Raw genomic sequence first — 23,732 nt, forward strand, 5'->3', positions numbered from 1 at the left:
TCAGCAACCTGCCGATTATTGAAGCCATCACGGCGGCTAACGGCCTTCTTCGAAGAAGGGGAATCCCCCGGCCCATGAAGACAGGGCTCCGAACCGCTTGCCTTGAACAAGCCGCGCAATTCCACGATAATGCCCGCCCTTACCGAACGGCTTATTCCACGCTTTAACTTCCGGGTGTTCCAGATGAAAAAATCGATCCGCAATATGAGTTCTTCTTCCAGCCGCCGCGTGGCGCTGATCCTGCTGTGCTCCATGGCGGTCGCGGGCTGCGAAAAGCCATTCGCCCTCAAGCCGCCCGAATTCGACATGACGCGTATCAACCAGGACGGCAGCGTGAATGACGGCAAGGACTACGCCAAGCAGCCCTGGGTATGCGTGCGGGACAACAAGTCGGGGCTGACTTGGGAAGTGAAAAAAACCGAACCCGGCCTGCACGACATCAACAATACCTACACCTGGTACGACCCGAACCCGGACAGCAACGGCGGCAACGCAGGCAAGGCCAACGGTGGGAAATGCGCCGGCAGCAATTGCGATACCGAGTCTTACGTCAAGGCGGTCAATGCGGAGAAACTCTGCGGCTCTTCCGACTGGTATCTGCCCAGCCGCTATGAGTTGAACACCATCGTAAACCCCGCCGTTTTCTTCCCCGGCCCGACTCTGCCCAAGGATTATTTCCCGGAAACCCAGCCCGGAAAATACTGGACCGACACGACTTTCAAAACCAATCGCGCCGCCGCCTGGGTATGGCGCTTCGATCACGGCAGCGATTACGTCGAGGACAAGTTCGAAGGGCTTAACGTCAGGCTAGCCTACGCCGCCCCGAAAAAACCCGGCGCACCCGCACCACAACCGCCCGCCAAATAGCCTGGAACGCTGCCCCTCCGTCCCATTGCAGAACGGGAATCAGCGGAGGGACAGGATAAACTGCACCAGGGTCTTGATGTCGTCATCGGCCAGCCTCGCATAGGCCGGCATGGCGGCTTTGCCCCATACGCCGCCCTTGCTGCCGTTTTTGATGATCCCGGCCAGACGCTTCGGCGCAGCGGCATCATTGGCGTATTTCCTGCCGATATCCCGCAGCGACGGCCCCAGGATCGGCTTGTCCATGCCATGACAATTGAAGCAGCCCTTCTTCCTGGCCAAGGCCTTGAACGCCGCCGCATCCACCGCCGCCTCCGCCTGCCCGGCGAACATCAGCGCGATCGCCGCGATACCTGCCCACTGTGCCTTCATATTAACCTCCTCGGAATTCAACGCCGGCGTGCTACGCTAACGCCCGCTTCACGATTATTTAAACACAAAAATTGCACAGCGCATGAGAGCCTGTTTCGTTTGTCATTCATTTGAAAGAAGATGGGCTGGAGCCTGAAAAACTGGCGCAGGCGGCGCGCCCTGCGGCATGCGGCGTTGCCGGATGCGGCTTGGTGCGCCGCCGCATCCGGCCTGTCCGTGTTGCGCGGACTTTCGGAAGAAGAACTGGAGCGGCTGCGCGAACTGACCACCCTGTTCTTGAACGAGAAGCAGGTGGTCGCGGCCGGCGGTTTTTCCCTGGACGACGACATGCGGATCAGGATCGTCGCCCAAGCCTGCCTGCCCATCCTCAATCTCGGGCTGGATTACTACGCGGGCTGGGTGTCGGTGATCGTCTATCCCGGCGAGTTCGTACCGGAGCATGAGTTCATGGATGAGGCCGGCGTAGTGCATGTCGTGCGTGACGCGATGATGGGAGAATCCTGGGAGCGCGGGCCGGTGGTGTTGTCCGGCGCCGACGCGCTACACTACGGCGAGCACGACGGCGCCAACGTGGTGATCCACGAATTCGCCCACAAGCTGGACATGCTGAACGGCGCGATGAACGGTTACCCGCCGCTGCACCGGGGGATGTCCTCCGAACAATGGGCGCAGACCTTCGGCGCGGCCTATGCCGACTTCTGCACCAAGGCGGAAAGGGATGAGGAGATGGCGATAGACCCTTACGGCGCCGAAAACCCGGCCGAATTTTTCGCCGTGACCAGTGAGGCATTCTTCGAAACGCCCCATGTCCTGCAACGGGAATACCCGGACGTGTACCGGCAACTCGCGGCCTTCTACCTTCAGGATCCGGTCAGGCGACACCCCGAAACAGGTTCCGGCATTTGATGCCGCCCGCCTGATCCGCTATAATGCGCACAATTCAAAGCGGGATGAACGCACGGTTCGTCCCGCTTCTTTATGTAAACCGCTTTGGGAGCATCCGGTGCCGCAAACAAGTCCTGCCATTCTAGTTTTATCCGATGGGACAGTGTTTCGCGGAACCGCCATCGGCGCCTCCGGCAGCAGCACCGGCGAGGTGGTGTTCAACACCTCGATGACCGGTTACCAGGAAATCCTCACCGACCCCTCCTACTACAAGCAGATCGTCACGCTGACCTATCCGCATATCGGCAACGTCGGCGTGAATACCGAGGACGTGGAGTCACGCCAAGTGTTCGCCAGCGGGCTGGTAATCCGCGACCTTTCGCTGACGGTGAGCAACTGGCGCAACACGCAGTCGCTGCCGGACTACCTCAAGGCCAACAACGTGGTGGCGATCGCCGGGATCGACACGCGCAAGCTGACGCGCATCCTGCGCGAGAAGGGCGCGCAGAACGGCTGCATCGCCACCGGCAACGATGTGGAGGCGGCGCTGGCTGCCGCACGGAGCTTCCCCAGCATGGCGGGAATGGATCTCGCACAGCCGGTGAGCTGCGACAAACCCTATAGCTGGACGCAGCGCGAGTGGGCGCTGGGCGTGGGCTATCCCGAACAGACGCAGTCCAGATTCCACGTAGTGGCCTACGATTTCGGCGTGAAGCGCAACATCCTGCGCAAGCTCGCCGAACGCGGCTGCCGCATCACCGTGGTGCCGGCGAAGACCCCGGCCTCCGAGGTGCTGGCGATGGAGCCGGACGGCGTGTTCCTGTCCAACGGCCCCGGCGACCCCGAGCCGTGCGACTACGCGGTCGACGCAACGCGTGCCTTCATCGACGCGGGCGTGCCGCTGTACGGCATCTGCCTCGGCCACCAGTTGATGGGACTGGCGCTGGGCGCTACGACGGTGAAGATGAAGTTCGGCCACCGCGGCGCAAATCACCCGGTGCAGGACATGCAAAGCAAACGCGTGATGATCACCAGCCAGAACCACGGTTTTGCCGTGGATGCGGCGACGCTGCCGAAGAACGCGCGCGTCACGCATGTCTCGCTGTTCGACGGCACGCTGCAGGGCTTCGAGCTGACCGACAAGCCCGCATTCTGCTTTCAGGGCCACCCCGAGGCGAGCCCCGGGCCGCATGACGTGGATTATTTGTTCGATAAGTTTATTGATTTGATGCAAAAGAGTAGCTAGTCGTTAGACGCTAGTCGCTAGTTGAGATAGCGATCAGCGGTTTAACTAGCGACTAGAGACTAACGTCTAACGACTGAGAAAATGCCAAAACGTAACGACCTAAAATCCATCCTCATCATCGGCGCCGGCCCCATCGTCATCGGGCAGGCGTGCGAGTTCGACTATTCCGGCGCGCAGGCCTGCAAGGCGCTGCGCGAGGAAGGCTATCGCGTCATCCTGGTGAACTCGAACCCGGCCACCATCATGACCGACCCGGAGATGGCGGATGCGACCTACATCGAGCCGATCACTTGGCAGATGGTGGCCAAGATCATCGCGAGGGAAAAACCGGATGCGATCCTGCCGACCATGGGCGGGCAGACTGCGCTGAACTGCGCGCTCGACCTGGCCAAGCATGGCGTGCTGGAAAAATACAATGTCGAGATGATAGGCGCGTCGCGCGAGGCCATCGACAAGGCCGAAGACCGCGAGAAGTTCAAGCAGGCGATGAACAAGATCGGCCTGTCCTCGGCGCGCTCCGCCATCGCGCACAGTATGGAAGAGGCGTTGCAGGTGCAGCAGGCGATGGGCTACCCGACCATCATCCGCCCGTCGTTCACCATGGGCGGCTCGGGCGGCGGCATCGCCTACAACCGCGAGGAATTCGTCGAAATCTGCGAGCGCGGGCTGGAGGCCTCGCCGACGCGCGAGTTGCTGATCGAGGAATCGCTGCTCGGCTGGAAAGAATTCGAGATGGAGGTGGTGCGCGACCGCAACGACAACTGCATCATCATCTGCTCCATCGAGAACCTCGACCCGATGGGCGTGCACACCGGCGACTCGATTACCGTCGCCCCGGCGCAGACGCTCACCGACAAGGAATACCAGATCATGCGCGACGCGAGCCTCGCGGTGCTGCGCGAGATCGGCGTGGACACCGGCGGCTCCAACGTGCAGTTCGCCGTCAACCCGGACGACGGGCGCATGGTGGTGATCGAGATGAACCCGCGCGTGTCGCGCTCTTCCGCGCTGGCCTCCAAGGCGACCGGCTTCCCGATCGCCAAGGTCGCGGCCAAACTGGCCGTGGGCTACACGCTCGACGAGCTGAAGAACGACATTACCGGCGGCGCGACCCCGGCCTCGTTCGAACCGACCATCGACTACGTGGTCACGAAAATTCCCAGATTTGCCTTCGAAAAATTCCCGCAGGCCAACGACCGCCTGACCACGCAGATGAAATCGGTCGGCGAGGTGATGGCGATCGGCCGCACCTTCCAGGAGTCGTTCCAGAAGGCCTTGCGCGGCCTGGAAGTCGGCGTCAACGGACTGGACAGCAAATACACCGACCGCGAAGCGCTGATCGCCGAGCTTGGCAATCCGGGGCCGGATCGTATCTGGGCGGTCGGCGATGCTTTCCGTATGGGCATGAGCGTCGAGGAAGTATTTAACGTCAGCAAGATCGACCCGTGGTTCCTGGTGCAGATTGCCGACATCATCCGTCAGGAAGGCGAGTTGAAAGACCGCATGCTGGAGAGCCTGGATGCCGACCACATGCGCGCCCTGAAGCGCAGCGGTTTCGCCGATGCGCGTCTGGCAAGGCTGCTGGGCACCGACGATGCGGCAGTGCGCGCCTATCGCCACGCGCTGGGCGTGCGCCCGGTGTTCAAGCGCGTCGACACCTGCGCGGCCGAGTTTGCGACCAACACCGCCTACATGTACTCGACCTACGAGGAAGAGTGCGAATCGCAGCCGACCGGCAAGAAAAAGATCATGGTGCTGGGCGGCGGTCCGAACCGCATCGGCCAAGGCATCGAGTTCGACTACTGCTGCGTGCATGCCGCGCTGGCGATGCGCGAGGACGGCTACGAGACCATCATGGTCAACTGCAACCCGGAGACCGTCTCGACCGACTACGATACTTCCGACCGCCTGTACTTCGAGCCGCTGACGCTGGAGGACGTGCTGGAAGTCGTCGCGGTGGAAAAACCGGTCGGCGTGATCGTGCAATACGGCGGCCAGACGCCGCTGAAGCTGGCGCACGGACTGGAAAAGAACGGCGTGCCCATCATCGGCACCTCGGTCGACATGATCGACTGCGCGGAAGACCGCGCGCGCTTCCAGACCATGCTGAAGAAACTGAACCTGAAGCAGCCGCCCAACCGCACCGCGAGCCATGTGGCCGAGGCGGTGGCGGGCGCCGCCGAGATCGGCTATCCGCTGGTGATGCGTCCTTCCAACGTGCTGGGCGGTCGCGGCATGGAGATCATCCATGCGCAGGCCGACCTGGAGCGCTACATGCGCGATGCGGAAGAGCTGGCCAAGACCTGGCCCGAGCGTCTGCCGATTTTGCTCGACCGCTTCCTGAACGACGCGATCGAAGTGGACGTGGATGCGGTGTCCGACGGCCAGCAGGTCATCATCGGCGGCATCATGGAACACATCGAGCAGGCGGGCGTGCACTCCGGCGACTCGGCCTGTTCCCTGCCGCCGTATTCGTTATCCGCCGCGATGCAGGACGAACTGCGCCGCCAGACTGTGGCGATGGCCAAGGAACTCAACGTGATCGGCCTGATGAACGTGCAGTTTGCGATCCAGGGCGACACCGTGTATGTGCTGGAAGTGAATCCGCGCGCTTCGCGCACCGTGCCCTATGTGTCCAAGGCGACCGGCGTGCCGCTGGCAAAAGTCGCGGCGCGCTGCATGGCCGGCCAGACGCTCGCGCAGCAGGGCGTCACGAAGGAAGTCATCCCGCCGTACTACTCGGTCAAGGAGGCGGTGTTCCCGTTCATCAAGTTCCCCGGCGTGGACACCATCCTCGGCCCGGAGATGAAATCCACCGGCGAGGTGATGGGCGTCGGCGAGACCTTCGCCGAGGCGTTCGTAAAGTCGCAACTCGCGGCGAGCGTGAAGCTGCCGAAGGAAGGCAAGATATTCCTCAGCGTGCGCGAGGCGGACAAGCCGGGCGCTGCCGAGGTCGCGCGCTCGCTGGTAGAGCTGGGCTTCACCATCCTCGCGACGCGCGGTACGGCGGCGGTAATCCGCAAGGCCGGCGTCGAAGTGACGGTAGTGAACAAGGTCGCGGAAGGTCGCCCGCACATCGTGGACATGATCAAGAACGGCGAGGTCAGCCTCATCGTCAACACCGTGGACAGCAAGCCCTCCGCAATGCGCGACTCATATTCCATCCGTCATGCCGCCCTGCAGGGGCGGATAACCTATTACACCACGCTGGCCGGCGCACGTGCTGCCTGCGTGGGAATGCAGCATCTGGCCGAGTTGCAGGTGTATGACCTGCAGGCGCTGCAACAGCGTCTGCTTTAACGAAACATGAGGAAGCACAGGCATGAGTAAAATCCCATTGACTCTCGTCGGCGCGGAATTGCTGCGCCAGGAACTGCACCGCCTCAAGGCGGTAGAACGCCCGGCGGTGATCAACGCCATCTCCGAGGCGCGCGCGCAGGGCGACTTGTCTGAAAACGCCGAATACGACGCCGCCAAGGAGCGTCAGGGGTTCGTCGAGGGGCGCATCGTCGAACTGGAAGCGAAGCTGGGCAGCGCGCAGATCATCGACCCGAAGACCATCAGCGCCGGCGGGCGTTGCGTGTTCGGCTCAACCGTGGTGCTGGAAGACGTCAACAACGGCGATGTCGTCACCTACCAGATCGTCGGCGACGACGAGGCCAATATCCGTGAGCGCAAGATTTCCATCAGTTCGCCGATCGCGCGCGCGCTGATCGGCAAGATGAGCGGCGACATCGCCGAAGTGCAGGCGCCGGGCGGGGTGCGGGAATACGAAGTGGTGGACGTACAGTATATTTGATGTAGGGTGGGCACGCTTTTTGTGCCCACGCGTGAATCAGCACCGCGTGGGCAGATGAACCCTGCCCACCCTACCTGCTCAGGTACGGCTACCGAGCTGCTTCTTGGTCAGCGGTTTCTTGCCCTTGTGGCGCGGCGCTTTCCTGATTTCCGGCAACTGCGCCTCCGGGTTGGACTGGTAGACCACCAGGATCTTGCCGATATGCTGCACCGGGGCGGCGTTCAGTTTGGTGCAGATTTCCGCGAGGATGGCTTCGCGCTGCGGCCGTTCCGCCATGACCCGGATCTTGATGAGCTCGTGGATTTTCAGGCTCGCAGCGATCTCCTTCAGCACCGCTTCGGTCAAACCGGCATTGCCTATCATCACCGTCGGATTCAAGGCGTGGGCGCGACCTTTCAGGGCAAGGCGTTCGGATACGGTAAGGGATAGCATAATGACCTTTTTTGAACAGGGCATGGATTTTAAACGATGAAGCCGTCCAAAACCAGCAAACAATGGATGCGCGAGCATATCAACGACCCTTTCGTGCAGCTTGCGCAGAAGGAAGGCCGCCGCTCGCGCGCCGCCTACAAGCTGCTGGAGATCGATGCCAAGGACCACCTGCTCAAGCCCGGCATGGTCGTGGTGGATCTCGGCGCGACGCCGGGCGGCTGGTCGCAGGTGGCGGCAAGCAAGGTCGGGCGTAGCGGCAAGGTCATCGCGCTGGACCTGCTGCCGCTCGACCCGCTGGCCGGGGTGGAGTTCATCCAGGGAGATTTCCGCGACGCTGCCGTGCTGGAGCAACTGGAAGATTTGCTGCAAGGCAAACCGGTTGGTCTTGTGATTTGCGACATGTCCCCCAATATATGCGGTGTCGCATCGGCCGATCAGGCGCGCGCCATGCATCTTGCGGAACTGGCGATGGAATTCGCGCTCGAACACCTGAAACCCGGCGGCAGCTTCCTCGTCAAGGTGTTCCAGGGCGCGGGGTTCGAGGATTTCCACCGCCTGATGCGCAGCCGTTTCGCCAAGGTGGCCACGCGCAAACCCAAGGCGTCGCGCGACCGGAGCAGCGAGTTGTATCTGCTGGCTACCGGAAAGCTTGAGTAATCGTATAATACATAGTCTAATGACCCGGCTTGGCAATCGCGGTGCCGCTTAAGGAGCTATCTTGAACAACATGTTTAAAAGCATTGCAATCTGGCTGGTCGTCGCCCTGGTGCTGATGACCGTCTTCAACCAATTCAACAGCCGCCAGACGCCGGCCTCGCCGTCGCAGCTCGACTATTCCCAATTCCTCGAGGAAGTGAAGCAGGGACATATCACCAAGGTGACCATCGAGGGTCGCACCCTGAAGGCGACCACCGCCGACGGCAGCCGCATCACCAGCTATGCACCGAGCGACCTGTGGATGGTCTCCGACCTGCTCAAGAATGGCGTGAAAATCGAAGCCAAGCCCGAGGAAGAGCCCTCTTTCCTGATGAATATTTTCGTGTCGTGGTTCCCGATGATCCTGCTGATCGGCGTGTGGATCTTCTTCATGCGCCAGATGCAGGGCGGCGGCAAGGGCGGCGCATTTTCGTTCGGCAAGAGCAAGGCGCGCCTGCTCGACGAAAACAAGGAACGCGTGACCTTCGCCGACGTGGCGGGCTGCGACGAGGCCAAGGAGGAGGTTTCCGAGCTGGTGGATTTCCTGCGCGACCCGACCAAATTCCAGAATCTGGGCGGGCGCATTCCGCGCGGTGTGCTGCTGGTGGGTAGCCCGGGTACCGGCAAGACGCTGCTCGCGAAGGCGATCGCCGGCGAAGCCAAGGTACCGTTCTTCTCGATCTCCGGCTCCGACTTCGTGGAAATGTTTGTCGGCGTCGGCGCCGCGCGCGTGCGCGACATGTTCGAGCAGGCCAAGAAACATTCGCCGTGCATCGTGTTCATCGATGAAATCGACGCGGTCGGCCGCCAGCGCGGCGCGGGCCTCGGCGGCGGCAACGACGAGCGCGAGCAGACACTCAATGCGCTGCTGGTGGAAATGGATGGCTTCGAGGGCGCTTCCGGCGTGATCGTAATCGCCGCGACCAACCGCCCCGACGTGCTCGACCCAGCGCTGCTGCGCCCCGGCCGTTTCGACCGTCAGGTGGTCGTGCCACTGCCCGACATCCGCGGCCGCGAGCAGATCCTCATGGTGCACATGCGCAAGGTGCCGGTTGCTTCCGACGTCAAGGCCGACATCCTGGCGCGCGGCACACCGGGCATGTCCGGCGCCGACCTCGCCAATCTCGTGAACGAGGCCGCGCTGTTTGCGGCGCGCCGCAACAAGCGCTTCGTCGACATGGAGGACTTCGAGTCCGCCAAGGACAAGATCATGATGGGCGCGGAACGCCGCTCGATGGTGATGCCCGAGGAAGAACGCAAGAACACCGCATACCACGAGTCCGGCCATGCGGTGGTCGCCAGGCTGCTGCCCAAGACCGATCCGGTGCACAAGGTCACCATCATCCCGCGCGGCCGCGCGCTCGGCCTGACCATGCAGCTGCCCGCCGAAGACCGCTACAGCATGGACAAGGAGCGCATCCTGTCCACCATCGCGGTACTGTTCGGCGGACGCATCGCCGAGGAAATCTTCATGCACCAGATGACCACCGGCGCCTCCAACGACTTCGAACGCGCCACCGACATGGCGCGCAAGATGGTCACCCAGTGGGGCATGTCCGAGGCGCTGGGCACGATGGTGTATGCCGAGAACGAAGGCGAGGTGTTCCTGGGACGTTCGGTGACCACGCACAAGAATATCTCCGAAGCCACGATGCAGCAGGTGGATGCCGAGATACGCCGCATCATCGATCAGCAGTACGGGCTGGCTCGCCGCCTGATCGAGGAAAACAGCGACAAGCTCGAAACCATGGCCAAGGCCCTGCTGGAATGGGAAACCATCGACGCCGACCAGGTGAACGACATCATGGCCGGCAACCCGCCGCGCCCGCCCAAGCCCAGCCAGAGCGCCCAGACGCCGCAACCGCCACAGGACTCCGCACCGACCGCACCGGCCACCACGCCTACGCAGCCTGCGCAGGAAACCTGAAAGACCGTGAAATGTGAAAAGTGAAACGGGAAAGGTAAAAACAGCAGGGCTCTACGTTTCACATTTCACATTTCACATTTCACGTTTCACCTTTCACATGCTTCATTGCGGCCCCTTCCAACTCGACCTCTCCCGCCCTCTCGTCATGGGCATCGTCAACGTCACGCCCGATTCGTTCTCCGACGGCGGGCAGCATCTGCAACGTGAAACCGCAATCGCCCATGCGCGGCAACTCATTGAAGACGGCGCGGACATCCTCGACATCGGCGGCGAATCCACCCGGCCCGGCGCACAGCCGGTCACCCTGCAGGAGGAACTGGATCGCGTGCTGCCGGTCATCGGGGGGCTCAGCGGCATCCCGGTACCGATCTCGATCGACACCTGCAAGCCCGAGGTGATGCGCGCGGCGCTCGCCGCCGGGGCGAACATGGTCAACGACATCGACGCGCTGCAGGATGCAACCGCAATGCAGATTGTCGCAGCGAGCGACGCGGCAATCTGCCTCATGCACAAGCAGGGCGCCCCGCAGACCATGCAACGGCAACCGCATTACGAGGACGCCGTCGCTGAGGTCACGGATTTCCTGCACGGACGCATCGCCGCCGCCGAAGCTGCCGGGATCGCGAAAGAGCGCATCGTCATCGATCCGGGCTTTGGCTTTGGCAAGGCGCTGGCGCATAATCTCGACCTGCTGCGAAACCTCGACAGGCTGCACGAACTGGGCGTGCCGGTGCTGGCCGGAATGTCGCGCAAGGCTATGCTCGGCGCGATCACCGGGCAGGATGTGGACCACCGCATGGCGGCGAGCGTGGCGGCAGCGCTGATCGCGGTGCAGCGCGGAGCATCCATCGTGCGCGTGCACGACGTGCGCGAAACGGTGGATGCGCTTAAAATCTGGAATGCAGTTAATCCGTAGGAGCGCAATTTATTGCGCGAACAATTCGTTCTGACCGATCGCGCAATGAATTGCGCTCCTACAACGTTCAAGGTGTTCTTATGAGCAGAAAATATTTCGGAACTGACGGCGTGCGCGGGCGCGTGGGTGTGCATCCCATCACGCCGCAATTCGTGATGCACCTGGGCTATGCGGCGGGCAAGGTACTGGCCAGCGCCGAGCATACGCAGGGCGAGCGCCCCGGCGTGCTGATCGGCAAGGACACGCGCATCTCCGGCTACATGCTGGAATCGGCGCTCGAAGCCGGGCTGATCGCGGCGGGCATCGACGTGTACCTCGCTGGCCCCGTGCCGACACCGGCGGTCGCCTACCTGACCCGCGCGTTGCGCCTGCAGGCGGGTGTCGTGATCTCCGCCTCGCACAATCCCTTCGATGACAACGGCATCAAGTTCTTCTCCGGTCGCGGCGCAAAGCTGCCCGACGAAACCGAGCGCGCCATCGAAGCGGAACTGGATCACCCGATGCAGACCAACCCTTCGGAGAACCTCGGTAAGGCCAGGCGCCTCGACGACGCGGCCGGCCGCTACATCGAATTCTGCAAGAGCACCTTCCCCTGCGAAATGAACCTGCGCGGCCTCAAGATCGTCGTGGACAGCGCGCACGGCGCGGCCTACCACATCGCGCGCCACGTATTCCACGAGCTCGGCGCGGAAGTCATCGCCATCGGCGCCGAACCTGACGGCAAGAACATCAACGACGGCTACGGCGCGACCAAGCCCGCCAACCTGCAAGCGACCGTGGTCCAACACAAGGCCGACCTCGGCATCGCGCTGGACGGCGACGGTGATCGCCTGATCATGACGGACGGCACCGGGAAACTCTACGACGGCGACCAGTTGCTGTATGTCATCGCCAGGCACCGCCAGGCGCAAGGCAAAATGCAAGGCGGCGTGATCGGCACGCTGATGACCAACCTCGCCTTCGAGCACGCCATGCAGAAGCTCGGCATCCCCTTCCAACGCGCCAAGGTCGGCGACCGCTACGTGATGGAACTGCTGCAACAGAACAACTGGCAACTCGGCGGCGAGAACTCCGGCCACATCATCTGCCTCGACAAGCACAGCACCGGCGACGGCATCGTCTCTGCGCTGCAGGTGCTGCACGCGCTGCGCGCCACCAACCAGACACTCGTGCAGGCCGCACATGACCTCGCGATGTACCCGCAGGTGCTCATCAACGTCAAGGTTACCGGCAAGGCGGCCGCGCTGCTGGAGCAGCAGGCGGTCAAAGCCGCAGTCGCCGATGCCGAACGCGAACTCAACGGCAAGGGACGCGTGCTGCTGCGGCCCTCGGGCACCGAGCCGTTGTTGCGGGTGATGGTGGAGGGGGAGGATGGGGAGTTGGTTAAGCGGTGTGCGGAGGGGATTGCGGGAGTGGTGAGGGACGCGGCTTAGCGAATAGCTCATGCTTAGGGGCATGATTACCAAAAAGCCAGAAGGCTAAGCTGAAGATAGCGCCGCTTAATATAAACCAACCATAAAAATTTGCTGAATATTTGCATCGATTACAAATTTTTTTCATTCGTGGTGCTGGTAAAGAATTCAAAACAAATTGCGCCACTCTATTGATACGACCTAATTCCTTAATATCTTTAATTCTCCCGCAACTAGCGCAACAGAACTTATCAAACAAGTCATCGGGCAGCCATTTCCCACAGTTTGGGCAGTGTTCTGTATAGAGAATTGAATACCAGTTTTCGTCGGCCTCAGTGATTTTGTGTTTGCATGCTGGGCAGTGATAGACCTTCAAATCGTTTAAACTGTCTGCACACCTATTAACTTCGCTGGATTTGGGAGAGGAATTTCTTGAGGCAAGAAAAGTAGCTCCCAACAGCAAGAAAACTACAAATAATGCTGTAATCCAAACAGTCATCACTTATGAAATCCCCAATTTATTGAGCAGCATCGTAGCATGGTAACTACGGCTATGAATATGACTTGGGGTCGTAGGTCGGGTTAGCGTAGCGTAACCCGACACCCATTCCGCATCTTGTCTGGTTACGCCCGATGGGCTAACCGACCTACCGATCATGCTGTCGCGGAAAATTGCCGACATCCATTCATCCTCTCCGGCTGCCAATGCTCCACCGCCCATGCCAGCACCTCCCCCACCCTCCCCTCCCGCAATTCTGCGGGCGGTTGCTGGCGCAGGAATTCCAGCACGGCAAGCAGCGTCGCGACCGCAGCGTCGGTGGCAATGGCAGGTGCGAGGGTCTGCTTGCTGAGCTTCTCGCCCTGTGCGTTCACCGCGATGGGCAGGTGCATGTAATGCGGCGCAGGAAAACCGAGCAGATGTTGCAGATATATCTGGCGCGGGGTGGAGTGCAGGAGGTCGGCACCGCGCACCACGTGGGTGATACCCTGGAACGCATCGTCCACGACCACCGCAAGCTGGTAGGCGAATAGGCCGTCGGCGCGCTTCACGACGAAGTCTCCGATCTCGGTTTCGAGGTGCTGGGCGATATGGCCTTGCAGGGCGTCGTCGAATTCGATTATTGAGCTGTTCGGACTGAGCCTGTCGAAGTGGCCCTCACGCCCTTCGACAAGCTCAGGGCGAACGGAGGGAAAATTGTCGGTGCGCACCCGCCATGCGGGCGTGCTCCTCTCGTGCGACAAGCCATTGCGGCAAGCCCCCGGATAGACGAAGCCGTCGATGCCGTGTAGCGCAGAGTCAGCGATTTCCTTACGCGTGCAGCAGCAGGGATAGGCTGCGCCGCTTTCCTTCAATCGTTGCAGCGCTTCTTCGTAGACAGGAGTGCGCCAGCTCTGGTAGATGATCTCCCCGTCCCAGTGCAGGCCGAAGGCTTCGAGGGTGCGCAAGATGCCATCCGCCGCGCCCGGCACGCAGCGCGGCGTGTCGAGGTCTTCCATGCGCACCAGCCAGGTGCCGTGATGTTTTTTTGCGTCGAGATAGCTGCCGACCGCGGCAGCGAGGGAGCCGAAATGCAGGGGGCCGGTCGGAGAGGGGGCGAAGCGCCCCCTATAGGCTGGGTCAGGCAGTGACAACTTCGTCAGCAAACTCCAGCTCGACCTTTCCGTTCTTCACGTCCACGGTGACCTTGCCGCCGTTCGCAAGTTTGCCGAACAGCAGTTCGTCGGCGAGTGCGCTGCGGATGGTGTCCTGGATGAGGCGCGCCATCGGGCGGGCGCCCATCTTCGGGTCGAAGCCGTGCTCGGCGAGGTAATCCTTGAGCGCGTCGGTGAACACGACCTCCACCTTCTTCTCGTGCAGCTGCTCCTCGAGCTGCATGAGGAATTTGTCCACCACGCGCAGGATGACCTCCCTGTCCAGCGGCGCAAAGGAAATGGTGGCGTCGAGGCGGTTGCGGAATTCCGGCGTGAACAGGCGCTTGATGTCGGCCATCTCGTCGCCCGCCGTCTCGGTCTTGGCAAAGCCGATCTGCACCTTGTTCAGCGCCTCCGCGCCCGCGTTGGTGGTCATGATGATCACCACGTTGCGGAAATCGGCCTTGCGGCCGTTGTTATCGGTCAGTGTGCCGTGATCCATCACCTGCAGCAGGATGTTGTAGATGTCCGGGTGCGCCTTCTCGATTTCGTCGAGCAGCAGCACGGCGTGCGGCTGCTTGCTGATCGCTTCGGTGAGCAGGCCGCCCTGGTCGAAGCCGACATAGCCGGGCGGCGCGCCGATCAGGCGCGACACGGCATGGCGCTCCATGTATTCAGACATGTCGAAGCGGTGCAGCGGCATGCCCATGCAGTAGGCGAGCTGGCGCGCGACTTCGGTCTTGCCGACGCCGGTCGGGCCGGAGAACAGGAAGCTGCCGATCGGCTTCTGCGGGTTGCCGAGGCCGCTGCGCGACATCTTGATCGCGGTCGCGAGCGCGTCGATGGCCTTGTTCTGGCCGAACACCACCGCCTTGAGGTCGCGGTCGAGGTTCTTCAGCGCGTTGCGGTCGTCGTGCGATACGGTGCGCGCCGGGATGCGCGCGATCTTGGAGATGATCTCCTCGATCTCGTGCTTGCCGATGGTCTTCTTCTGTTTCGATTTCGGCAGGATGCGCTGCGCTGCGCCCGCCTCATCCAGTACGTCGATGGCCTTGTCCGGCAGGTGGCGGTCGTTGATGAAGCGCGCGGAAAGCTCCGCCGCGCTGGTCAGCGCCGCCGCGCTGTATTTGACGCTGTGGTGCTCCTCGAAGCGCGAACGCAGGCCGCGCAGGATCGCGATGGTCTGCTCTACCGAAGGCTCCGGCACGTCGATCTTCTGGAAGCGCCGCGACAAGGCGTGATCCTTCTCGAAGATGCCGCGGTATTCCTGGTAGGTGGTCGCACCGATGCACTTGAGTTGCCCGCTCGACAGCGCCGGCTTGAGCAGGTTGGAGGCATCCATCGTGCCGCCGGAAGCCGCTCCCGCGCCGATCAGGGTATGGATTTCGTCGATGAACAGGACTGCGTTGGGCATGCTGCTCAATTCCTTCAGCACCGCTTTGAGGCGCTGCTCGAAGTCGCCGCGGTACTTGGTGCCCGCCAGGAGCGCGCCCATGTCCAGGGAGTAGACATGCGCATCCTTGAGGATTTCCGGCACGTCCTCCTCGACGATGCGCCGCGCGAGGCCCTCGGCGATCGCCGTCTTGCCGACACCTGCCTCGCCCACCAGCAGCGGATTGTTCTTGCGGCGGCGGCATAGTGTCTGGATCACGCGCTCCAGCTCGAGGTCGCGTCCGATGAGCGGATCGATCTTGCCGGCCAGCGCCTGGGCGTTGAGGTCCAGCGTGTAATTCTTCAGCACGCCCTCTTCGCCGGCCTGCTGCTCGGTCTCCGTCTCGCCCTGCGGCTGGGCGGTGCTGCTGGCCTCGCTCTTGCCGACGCCGTGCACGATGTAATTCACCACGTCGAGGCGGTTGACGCCGCGCTCCGTGAGGAAATGCACCGCATGGGAATCCTTCTCGCCGAACAGCGCGGCGAGGATGTTCGCGCCCGATACTTCTTTCTTCTGGGTGGATTGCACGTGCAGTATGGCGCGCTGGATGACGCGCTGAAAGCCGACGGTGGGCTGTGTATCCACCTCGTCCTCGCCCGGCACGACAGGCGTGTGCTTGCCGATGAACGCCGTGACAACCTGGCGCAGCTCCTCGATGTCGACGTTGCAGGAGCGCAATACCTGCGCGGCGGAAGCGTTGTCCAGCATGGCGAGCAGCAGGTGCTCGACCGTGATGAGCTCGTGGCGCTTCTGCCGTGCTTCGACAAAGGCCATGTGCAAACTGACTTCCAACTCTTGCGCAATCATCTTAAATTCCCTCCATACCGCATCGTAGTGGATGCCCGTGCTGTTTCGCAAATGCCGATACCTGGGCAACCTTGGTTTCGGCGACATCCAGCGAGTACACCCCGCACACCGCCGAACCTTCGTTGTGGACTTTGAGCATGGTTTGCAGCGCGCGTTCACGGTTCATTGCAAAAAAGCGCTGCAACACCTCAATCACAAAGTCCATCGTGGTGTAGTCGTCATTAAACAAAATCACCTTATACATGCGCGGCGGCCTTGTTTTGGCGCGTTCCGGCACAAGCACCGAGCTGTTTTGCTGTTTAATCGCCATAGATCCCAGTGACCATTCTGACACTCTCTTCGGACACTATACTTGATGATTAACGGTGCTTTTTCAAGCCTAATCGGAAAATATTTAATAAACCCTCTTGACGGTATCGACGAAACAAGAGTAAAAAGCGCGCTGGTGTTTGATTCAAAGTATCTGCAGTACTGGTTTTGCCGTGTGCGATCTTATGACTCAAACAGTTTCGCGGGGGAGCTTCCCCGCTTTTTTGTAAGGAAGTAAACACATGGCAACTGGTACAGTAAAATGGTTCAACGATGCAAAAGGTTTTGGTTTTATCACTCCCGATGACGGCAGCGAGGATTTGTTCGCACACTTCTCCGCCATCAACATGAGCGGATTCAAGTCACTCAAGGAAGGCCAGAAGGTCAGCTTTGAAGTGGTGCAAGGACCCAAAGGCAAGCAAGCCTCCAATATTCAAGCCGCCTAACCAGCGGTTTTTTGTTGCAATAGATATGTTGCAATGAATGAAGCCCGGCACGTAAGCGCCGGGCTCTTTTATTTGCGGGTTGGCGCTGCATTTGCCTACTCCAACCGGCACTGCCCGGTTAACGGAAAATCCCCTCATCCCTGCGCAATCAGGGCTTCCGTCTTCTCCACGATCCCGCCGCGCTTCAGCATGGAAAGATACTTCGTCTCATTGAGCGCTGTCACCTTGTCCAGGTAGGCGATGTTCTTCTCGGTGGACTCCAGGTAGTAGTTGTTCTCCACCCCAAACCTGTCCTTGAAATGGAATGCCAGCCTGGCATGGATGCCACCCAGCTCACCGTCAAGCTTTTGCCGGGTGACTTCATAGAAATTCCGGGTCTTGCGCAGCAGGTCGTGGATGTTCTGGAAGCTCCCGAAATGCGCTTCCTCGAATTCCAGATACAGGAACAGCAGCTTCTCCAGATAGGTGCGGTCGGCCATTTGCCCCGTCAAATCGGCGGTGCTGACGATTTGCCCGAGCAAGCGAGTGCGCTCGTCGGGAAAATGAATTTTGGATATAGACAAGGCCGGGTCGGTACAGAGAATGATAAATTTCAGACGGGTTGCCAGCTCGGGCGGCAGGTGCCGGTCGGCAACATAGCGCTGCATGAATTCAATGCCCCGGTTCACATGGCTTTGCGTGTATTGCGCACCGGTGCCCGATTCTTCGCCTTCCCGTTGCGCGTAGCCGATATCGTGCATCAGGGCAGCCATCATGATCAGGGTCATTTCGTCGTCGGCCAGCCGGGTATCCGAAAGATGCACGCCATGCATCAGCCGCACGGCGCACAGGAAGACATCCAGCGTGTGGTGCAGGTCGTGGTATAGCGTTCGGATGGGGCAATAGCCGGGGTATTCGCCGCGGAACAGGCGCACCACGTCATCGAAAGCGGCACGTGCAACGGAGAAATCGTATGCGGGGCTGATGCGCCTAACGATCCCGGCTGCCCTGGACCAGACCTCTTCCGGGTTGCCGTTGGCAAAAAGATTGTTGATCTCGGCAGAGGTCGGGGTATTTTCCATGATTATTATTCAGTACAGAAAGTGGTTAAGTTCGTTTCCCGCTGCTGTTAATCCTGCAAATCAAGACACCAGAACAAGCCGTCCCTTCTCCAGCTAGCCACCATGATATTCGGGCGGCGCAGCAAAGATCAACCCATCCCCTTTATCGTCAATGCGCGTAGCGCCTGATGAAAGCCAACACCGCATCGCGATACTCGACCCCGCCCACCGCGCCGTTGTTGCTGTGCTCGCCGCCCTCGATCAGCACGAGCGTCTTGGGTTGCGGCGCAGCCTCGAACAATTGTTTGGCCATGCCGGCCGGCACTTTCTGGTCCCAGGTGCCGTGTATCAGCAGCAGCGGGACTTTCAGTTGCGCAATCTTCTGCAGCGACTCGAAGCGCTGGTTCAGCAACAGGCCGATCGGCAACAAACCATGCTTCAACTCGCCCATCGCCCGCATCGAGGTAAAGGTGCTTTCGGCAATCAGCCCTGCCGCCTCGGGATGCCGCACCGCCAAGTTGATGGCGACCGCACCGCCCAGCGAATGGCCGTAGATGAAGGCCTGCTGAGGCTTCACGCCGCGCTGCCCGAGCAGGTATTGCCAGGCGGCCTCGGCATCCTCATAGACCTTGGCCTCGCTGGGTTTGCCGCCCGTGCTCTTGCCGTAGCCGCGATAGTCCACCAGCAGCAGGTTGCAGCCCAGCGCGCGGAAGCGCAACGCATTTTCCAGGTTGTAGCCGATGTTGCGGAAATTACCGTGCAGGTACAACACGGTAGGCGCATTGTTTTGATTCTGCTCCGCCGGAATCCACCAGGCGTACAACTCGCCGCGCTCCGCGCCGTTGCCGGAAGGGATGCGCAACTCCTCGAAGGTCACGCCAAGCCGCGCCGGAGTGGTCTGCAACACCGCATCCGGTTCAAAGATGCTATCCAGCTGGGTATCCCATATGTCGTAGACGCGTGCCGACGCGTAGGCCACGAGCAGCAACGCAACCAGTGCGCCGATGCGGCGCATGGCCTGTTTACTCATGCTTTTTCCAGCTGCAGCCAGAGGCAGTTGCTTTTGCTCGCCTTGTCGATGTCGGCAAGCTGCTGCGCGTGCTCGGCCAATTCTTCCGCACTGGCTTGCAGCACGCGCAATGCGGGGCGTGACGCATCGGTGCTCAACAACGCGGGCTGGCGCATCGGCTGCACTTCCACCTCGCCGAGCAGGCTCTTCTGCCCGCGCGTCATGGCGAAATACACCTCAGCCAGCAGTTCGGTATCCAGCAGCGCGCCGTGCAGGGTGCGATGCGCATTGTCGATCTCGTAGCGGCTGCACAACGCGTCCAGGCTGTTCTTCTTGCCAGGATGCATCTCGCGCGCGAGCTTCAGCGTATCCGTCACCCCGTTCGGCAGCGGCGGCAGGCCGAGCAGTTCCAGCTCATGATTGAGAAAACCGATATCGAACGGCGCGTTGTGGATAATCAGTTCCGCCCCCTCGATGAACTCCAGGAAACCGGCGACGATATCGGCGAACTTCGCCTCATTCTGCAGGCGCTCATAGGTCAGTCCATGCACCGCCGCCGCCCCCGCATCGATCTCGCGCTCGGGATTGAGATAACGGTGAAAGCGGCGCAGCGACACCTTGCGCCCGTCCAGCTCGATCGCCGCCAGCTCGATGACGCGATGCCCCTGCCTGGGGTCCAGCCCGGTAGTTTCCGTATCCAGCACGATCTTACGCATTGCCTTGCTCCTGTATCAGTTCCACGCCGCGGTTCGCCAGCTCGTCTGCACGCTCGTTGCCGTCGTGTCCGGCGTGCCCCTTGACCCACACCCATTCGATGTCGTGCTGCGCCGCAAGTGCGTCCAGCCTGCGCCACAGGTCCTCGTTCTTCACCGGCTTCTTGTCCGCCGTCTTCCAGCCGCGCTGCTTCCAGCCATGTATCCAGGCACTGATGCCCTGCTGCACATATTTGGAATCGGTGTGCAGGCGCACATGGCAATGGCGCTTCAATGCCTCCAGCGCCGAGATTGCCGCAAGCAGTTCCATGCGGTTGTTGGTGGTATGCGCCTCGCCGCCGAACAGCTCGCGCTCCTTGCCCTTGCTGCACAGCAGCGCACCCCATCCGCCCACGCCGGGGTTGCCCTTGCATGCGCCGTCGGTAAATATTTCAACTACATCTTTATTCATTGCGGATCGGTCCCGTTGCGCTGCGTAATCTTGTTGTTCAATTTGGGCGCGACCGGCAGCAGCTTGCTCACCAGCCTCTCGTTCCACTGCGGCTTGATCAGCCGCATCCCGGGCACACGCTTGACCGCGTGCAGAAAGTACACCCCGCCGCTCACCGCCCACCAGCGGTCGCCCGCCTTTTCCATGAAGGCATAGCGCTCCAGCCATTTGGCCTTGCGAAACGGCGGCGCGTAGGCGGCGAAACGCCCGCCCGCCACCTCGAAGCCGAGCAACGCCAGCCAGTCCTTCATGCGCGTCAATGAGATGAAATGGCCGTTCCACGGATAGCCTTGCTTGCAGCCGAGCGCGCGGCGCAAGCCCCAGAGGCTGCGCGGATTGAAACCGCTGATGACGAGGCTGCCCTCCGGCATCAGCACCCGCTCCACCTCGCGCAGGATCTGGTGCGGATTCTCGGAAAACTCAAGGACATGCGGGATCAGCACCAGATCCAGGCTGGCGCTATCGAAAGGCAGTTCGGCACAGCACAGGCGCACCGAATTTCCCGGCTGGTTGCCCGCGCTGAAGCGCAGCGGCATCCGGTTTCTGCGCAGGAAATCGTACTCGGGCAAGCCGAGCTGCAGCGCGTTGTAACCGAAGATATCGCTTACCGTGCGGTCGAAATACGCCTGCTCGCGCGCCAGCACATAGCCGCCCTGCTCGGTGGCGAACCACTCGCTCAAACTTCGCGCGGTTAACTTACAATTCGGCATCGTCCATTTTCCAATTTGTCCCATGCCCGACATCACCGCCATCCCCGCCCTGCGGGACAACTATATCTGGGCTATTCACGATAACCGGCATGCCGCCGTGGTCGATCCCGGTGAGGCCGCACCGGTGCTGGCGTTCCTCGATGCGCACAGCCTGCGGCTAAGCGCCATCCTGTGCACCCACCGCCACGCCGACCATACCGGCGGTATCGCAAAATTGCGTGAAGTATACAACGTGCCGGTGTACGGGCGGCGGCATCCCGGCAACCCGTATATCACCCATGACCTGCGCGAGGGCGGCCGGCTCAAACTCGACCCGCCCGGCATCTCATTCGACATCCTCGAAATCCCCGGCCACCTCGACGACCACCTCGCTTTCGTCGCGCCCGGCATCCTGTTTTGCGGCGATACGCTGTTCGGCGCGGGCTGCGGCAGGAACTTCGAGGGCACACCCGCGCAACTGTTCCACTCCCTGCAACGCCTCGCTGCGCTGCCGGACGACACCGATGTCTATTGCGCGCATGAATACACAGAAGCCAACCTGCGGTTCGCACTGGCCTGCGAACCGCACAACCCGGATATCCGGCGGCGCGTCGAAGAGGTCGAGCAACTGCGCACCGCCAACCTGCCCACCGTCCCCTCCAGCATCGCACTGGAAAAAGCCACCAATCCCTTCCTGCGCTGCACCCGGCCGGAACTGATCCGCACGCTGCAGCGGCACGGCCTCGCAGACAGCAGCGAACTCGGCGTGTTTACTGCCTTGCGGGAGTGGCGCAACCACTTTTAGATTGCGGCAGCAGGCGTTCTGGTTTATCCTGCGCGCCCTTTCGGAGAGGTGGATGAGCGGTTTAAGTCGCACGCCTGGAAAGCGTGTTTGGGTTAATAGCCCAACGGGGGTTCGAATCCCCCCCTCTCCGCCAAATACAAAGCCGTCTCTTGTGGGCGGCTTTTTATTTGGTTGAGATGGAAGTGTGGACGAAACCTCGTGGGTTCGACCAGCGAGCACCGCTCGCGCAGGATGCCCGCAGGGCAGTCCCGAATGAAATGAGGGATGAGGCTTTCGCGGGGGCAACGCGAAAGCCGAACACCCCCCCCTCTCCGCCAAATACAAATTGCCCCTTGTGGGCAGTTTTTCTTTGTACGCAACCTAGAAAGAGTAAATCGCGTAAGCCCTGCGGATAAAGATGAGCGAGGCGAGCGCCAGCGGCAGGAACAACGATCCCAATACCACGGCCACCAGCAGCGCCCAGCCGAGTTGCCTCAGCGCGCCTTCCCGACAGGTCTCCCCGTCTACCCGTATGCCGTAGATATGGGCACTGCAAATGAGCAGCTCCATTTCCTTCCCCGTTTCCATGCGGTCGAGCAGGCAGCGGGCGGCGCGTATGCCCTGGAGGCGCTGCCCGCCTATTTCGATGACGGACGCCCTGAAGGTATCGCCCGACCAGACCCCATCGCCGACCACGGTCAGCCTGCCCTTTACAATCGCCTGACTCCATATCATTTTGCTTCAACTCCAGACCAGTTTCGGATACACCATATATTTTGCAGTGCGCCCCCGCCTGCTTATTGTAGCAATGCGCCATCGCGCTGAGGCAGAGGCACCTTTCCGCCAAGCAAAAAAAACCGCCTTGCGGCGGTTAAGGGGAGGAGAGCCGGGCTTGCCCGACTCTCAACCGGGTTTGAAATCATAGGGGCGGGTTTGCAGCGCCGGTTTCATCAGCATGTCTTCGCCGCTGATATGCCCGACCAGCCACTCCCTCAGGAATTGCGGATAATGGTCCATGACGTACTCGGACCATGCGCCGCCCGTAGTATCCAGCTCGTCTCCGGTATGCTGCAGTTCTCTCTGCAAATGCTGATGCTCCAGTTTGTGCTGATCGAAAGGAACATCAATCGCCTGCGCAAACTTTGCCTCATTCGCAAAGTGGACATGCGCGCAATCTTTGAGCAGCCTGAATGACCGCAACAGGGCGGCGCTGTCCTTTGTTTCAATCGCATATTCGATGCTGTTGACTATGCCGATCAGGTTTTTGTGTTCGGAATCGAGCGTCGCATTTCCGACGCTCATCTTCCTTGTCCAGATTAAAGCCATCATGTCACCTTGAAATTTGGTTCCGTGAAGTTATTGCGGCAAACTTCAACATCCGGGCATCGGCAAGGCTTCCAACCCACCGTCCCGGCGGCCGGGATATACCCATTGCCACAAAGCTGCACGAACCCGCGTGAGCTGGAAAGCCTTGTCAAAAAAATAGTCCGCTCCGGCGCGCTTGCAGCGATCGGAATAAAACTCGTCGGTGCAGCCGGTCAACACCACGACTTTGATGCCGGGGTGGCGTTTCTTGATGCATTCCAGCATGCTGATACCCGTCCCGTTCCTCAGGCTGATGTCGAGAATCACGAAATCGGGCAGCAACGTACCGATGCGTTCGATTGCCTCCGCCACGCCCGCCGCTTGGCCAATCACTGTGACGCCGGGAATATCGGACAGGATGGATCGGAGGTTTTTGAGCATGATCGCCGCATCCTCGACAATAAACACATTCATCGTTCGCCCCCTGCACCCGAAAAAACTGGGACGCATGATGCCCGCACGCACGC

General features: G+C 61.0%; 24 protein-coding genes and 1 tRNA gene. 12 read left to right on the forward strand and 13 right to left on the reverse strand.

Going from position 1 to position 23,732, the window contains the following annotated elements:
- Positions 1-183: 183 nt before the first annotated feature.
- Positions 184-867, forward strand: coding sequence for a DUF1566 domain-containing protein (locus tag ACRRNM_RS05525; RefSeq protein ID WP_435627240.1), 684 nt, complete (start codon positions 184-186; stop codon positions 865-867).
- Between the two features lie 39 nt (positions 868-906).
- On the opposite strand, the gene ACRRNM_RS05530 is transcribed toward ACRRNM_RS05525, so the two are convergent.
- Positions 907-1,236, reverse strand: a complete 330-nt coding sequence (locus ACRRNM_RS05530) for a c-type cytochrome (RefSeq protein ID WP_435627241.1) — start codon at positions 1,234-1,236, stop codon at positions 907-909.
- Positions 1,237-1,356: 120 nt separating this feature from the next.
- On the opposite strand from ACRRNM_RS05530, the gene ACRRNM_RS05535 reads away from it, so the two are divergent.
- The 4 genes from ACRRNM_RS05535 to greA all read left to right on the forward strand — a co-directional run bounded on the left by ACRRNM_RS05535 (position 1,357) and on the right by greA (position 7,166).
- Positions 1,357-2,142, forward strand: coding sequence for a zinc-dependent peptidase (locus ACRRNM_RS05535; protein WP_435627242.1), 786 nt, complete (start codon positions 1,357-1,359; stop codon positions 2,140-2,142).
- A 97-nt stretch (positions 2,143-2,239) separates the two neighbouring features.
- Positions 2,240-3,367: a glutamine-hydrolyzing carbamoyl-phosphate synthase small subunit gene (gene carA, locus ACRRNM_RS05540; protein ID WP_435627243.1), complete on the forward strand. Its 1,128-nt coding sequence runs from the start codon at positions 2,240-2,242 to the stop codon at positions 3,365-3,367.
- Positions 3,368-3,448: 81 nt separating this feature from the next.
- The gene (gene carB / locus ACRRNM_RS05545; protein WP_435627244.1) at positions 3,449-6,667 is read left to right on the forward strand and encodes a carbamoyl-phosphate synthase large subunit; all 3,219 of its coding nucleotides are present in this window, start codon (positions 3,449-3,451) and stop codon (positions 6,665-6,667) included.
- 22 nt (positions 6,668-6,689) lie between these two features.
- Positions 6,690-7,166 (forward strand): transcription elongation factor GreA, encoded by a 477-nt coding sequence (gene greA / locus ACRRNM_RS05550; protein WP_435627245.1) that lies wholly within the window; start codon positions 6,690-6,692, stop codon positions 7,164-7,166.
- A gap of 78 nt (positions 7,167-7,244) precedes the next feature.
- On the opposite strand, the gene ACRRNM_RS05555 is transcribed toward greA, so the two are convergent.
- The gene (locus tag ACRRNM_RS05555) at positions 7,245-7,598 is read right to left on the reverse strand and encodes a YhbY family RNA-binding protein (RefSeq protein ID WP_435627246.1); all 354 of its coding nucleotides are present in this window, start codon (positions 7,596-7,598) and stop codon (positions 7,245-7,247) included.
- 36 nt (positions 7,599-7,634) lie between these two features.
- Here ACRRNM_RS05555 and rlmE point away from each other — a divergent pair, with 36 nt between their 5' ends.
- From rlmE to glmM, 4 genes are all read left to right on the forward strand, one after another.
- Positions 7,635-8,255, forward strand: a complete 621-nt coding sequence (gene rlmE / locus ACRRNM_RS05560) for a 23S rRNA (uridine(2552)-2'-O)-methyltransferase RlmE (protein ID WP_435627247.1) — start codon at positions 7,635-7,637, stop codon at positions 8,253-8,255.
- Positions 8,256-8,316: 61 nt separating this feature from the next.
- The gene (gene ftsH, locus ACRRNM_RS05565) at positions 8,317-10,221 is read left to right on the forward strand and encodes an ATP-dependent zinc metalloprotease FtsH (protein ID WP_435627248.1); all 1,905 of its coding nucleotides are present in this window, start codon (positions 8,317-8,319) and stop codon (positions 10,219-10,221) included.
- Positions 10,222-10,318: 97 nt separating this feature from the next.
- Positions 10,319-11,137: a dihydropteroate synthase gene (gene folP / locus ACRRNM_RS05570; RefSeq protein ID WP_435627249.1), complete on the forward strand. Its 819-nt coding sequence runs from the start codon at positions 10,319-10,321 to the stop codon at positions 11,135-11,137.
- A gap of 80 nt (positions 11,138-11,217) precedes the next feature.
- Positions 11,218-12,570: a phosphoglucosamine mutase gene (gene glmM / locus ACRRNM_RS05575; RefSeq protein WP_435627250.1), complete on the forward strand. Its 1,353-nt coding sequence runs from the start codon at positions 11,218-11,220 to the stop codon at positions 12,568-12,570.
- A 633-nt stretch (positions 12,571-13,203) separates the two neighbouring features.
- On the opposite strand, the gene gluQRS is transcribed toward glmM, so the two are convergent.
- From gluQRS to clpS, 3 genes are read right to left on the reverse strand one after another with little or no spacing between them, the layout of a single operon-like run.
- Positions 13,204-14,181: a tRNA glutamyl-Q(34) synthetase GluQRS gene (gene gluQRS, locus ACRRNM_RS05580; protein ID WP_435627251.1), complete on the reverse strand. Its 978-nt coding sequence runs from the start codon at positions 14,179-14,181 to the stop codon at positions 13,204-13,206.
- The gene (gene clpA, locus ACRRNM_RS05585; RefSeq protein WP_435627252.1) at positions 14,168-16,420 is read right to left on the reverse strand and encodes an ATP-dependent Clp protease ATP-binding subunit ClpA; all 2,253 of its coding nucleotides are present in this window, start codon (positions 16,418-16,420) and stop codon (positions 14,168-14,170) included. The genes gluQRS and clpA overlap by 14 nt, the downstream gene beginning before the upstream one ends.
- A gap of 1 nt (position 16,421) precedes the next feature.
- Positions 16,422-16,730 (reverse strand): ATP-dependent Clp protease adapter ClpS, encoded by a 309-nt coding sequence (gene clpS / locus ACRRNM_RS05590; protein WP_435627253.1) that lies wholly within the window; start codon positions 16,728-16,730, stop codon positions 16,422-16,424.
- 241 nt (positions 16,731-16,971) lie between these two features.
- Between clpS and ACRRNM_RS05595 the strand changes: the two genes are divergently transcribed.
- A complete protein-coding gene (locus ACRRNM_RS05595) occupies positions 16,972-17,175 on the forward strand; it encodes a cold-shock protein (protein ID WP_212786456.1) in 204 nt (67 codons plus the stop codon).
- Between the two features lie 134 nt (positions 17,176-17,309).
- Here ACRRNM_RS05595 and ACRRNM_RS05600 read toward each other — a convergent pair whose 3' ends face one another.
- From ACRRNM_RS05600 to ACRRNM_RS05620, 5 genes are all read right to left on the reverse strand, one after another.
- Positions 17,310-18,236, reverse strand: a complete 927-nt coding sequence (locus tag ACRRNM_RS05600) for a hypothetical protein (RefSeq protein ID WP_435627254.1) — start codon at positions 18,234-18,236, stop codon at positions 17,310-17,312.
- A 148-nt stretch (positions 18,237-18,384) separates the two neighbouring features.
- A complete protein-coding gene (locus tag ACRRNM_RS05605) occupies positions 18,385-19,245 on the reverse strand; it encodes an alpha/beta hydrolase (RefSeq protein WP_435627255.1) in 861 nt (286 codons plus the stop codon).
- Complete coding sequence (dnaQ, locus tag ACRRNM_RS05610; RefSeq protein ID WP_435627256.1) at positions 19,242-19,940, reverse strand: DNA polymerase III subunit epsilon; 699 nt, start codon at positions 19,938-19,940, stop codon at positions 19,242-19,244. The genes ACRRNM_RS05605 and dnaQ overlap by 4 nt, the downstream gene beginning before the upstream one ends.
- Positions 19,933-20,388, reverse strand: coding sequence for a ribonuclease HI (gene rnhA, locus ACRRNM_RS05615; RefSeq protein ID WP_435627257.1), 456 nt, complete (start codon positions 20,386-20,388; stop codon positions 19,933-19,935). The genes dnaQ and rnhA overlap by 8 nt, the downstream gene beginning before the upstream one ends.
- Positions 20,385-21,107 (reverse strand): class I SAM-dependent methyltransferase, encoded by a 723-nt coding sequence (locus ACRRNM_RS05620; RefSeq protein WP_435627258.1) that lies wholly within the window; start codon positions 21,105-21,107, stop codon positions 20,385-20,387. Before ACRRNM_RS05620 ends, rnhA begins: the two co-directional genes overlap by 4 nt.
- A gap of 52 nt (positions 21,108-21,159) precedes the next feature.
- On the opposite strand from ACRRNM_RS05620, the gene gloB reads away from it, so the two are divergent.
- Together gloB and ACRRNM_RS05630 are read left to right on the forward strand one after the other, a co-directional pair.
- Entirely contained in the window at positions 21,160-21,921 is a 762-nt protein-coding gene (gene gloB, locus ACRRNM_RS05625) for a hydroxyacylglutathione hydrolase (RefSeq protein ID WP_435627259.1), read from the forward strand.
- A 42-nt stretch (positions 21,922-21,963) separates the two neighbouring features.
- Positions 21,964-22,054: transfer RNA gene (locus ACRRNM_RS05630), tRNA-Ser, on the forward strand.
- A gap of 227 nt (positions 22,055-22,281) precedes the next feature.
- Here the strand turns inward: ACRRNM_RS05630 and ACRRNM_RS05635 are convergent.
- The 3 genes from ACRRNM_RS05635 to ACRRNM_RS05645 all read right to left on the reverse strand — a co-directional run bounded on the left by ACRRNM_RS05635 (position 22,282) and on the right by ACRRNM_RS05645 (position 23,679).
- Positions 22,282-22,635 (reverse strand): hypothetical protein, encoded by a 354-nt coding sequence (locus tag ACRRNM_RS05635; RefSeq protein ID WP_435627260.1) that lies wholly within the window; start codon positions 22,633-22,635, stop codon positions 22,282-22,284.
- A gap of 168 nt (positions 22,636-22,803) precedes the next feature.
- Positions 22,804-23,202, reverse strand: coding sequence for a bacteriohemerythrin (locus ACRRNM_RS05640; RefSeq protein WP_435627261.1), 399 nt, complete (start codon positions 23,200-23,202; stop codon positions 22,804-22,806).
- Positions 23,203-23,271: 69 nt separating this feature from the next.
- A complete protein-coding gene (locus tag ACRRNM_RS05645; protein ID WP_435627262.1) occupies positions 23,272-23,679 on the reverse strand; it encodes a response regulator in 408 nt (135 codons plus the stop codon).
- Positions 23,680-23,732 lie beyond the last annotated feature (53 nt).

It is taken from the genome of Ferrigenium straubiae (assembly GCF_051257895.1).
In the GTDB taxonomy this organism is placed as follows: Bacteria; Pseudomonadota; Gammaproteobacteria; order Burkholderiales; family Gallionellaceae; genus Gallionella; species Gallionella straubiae.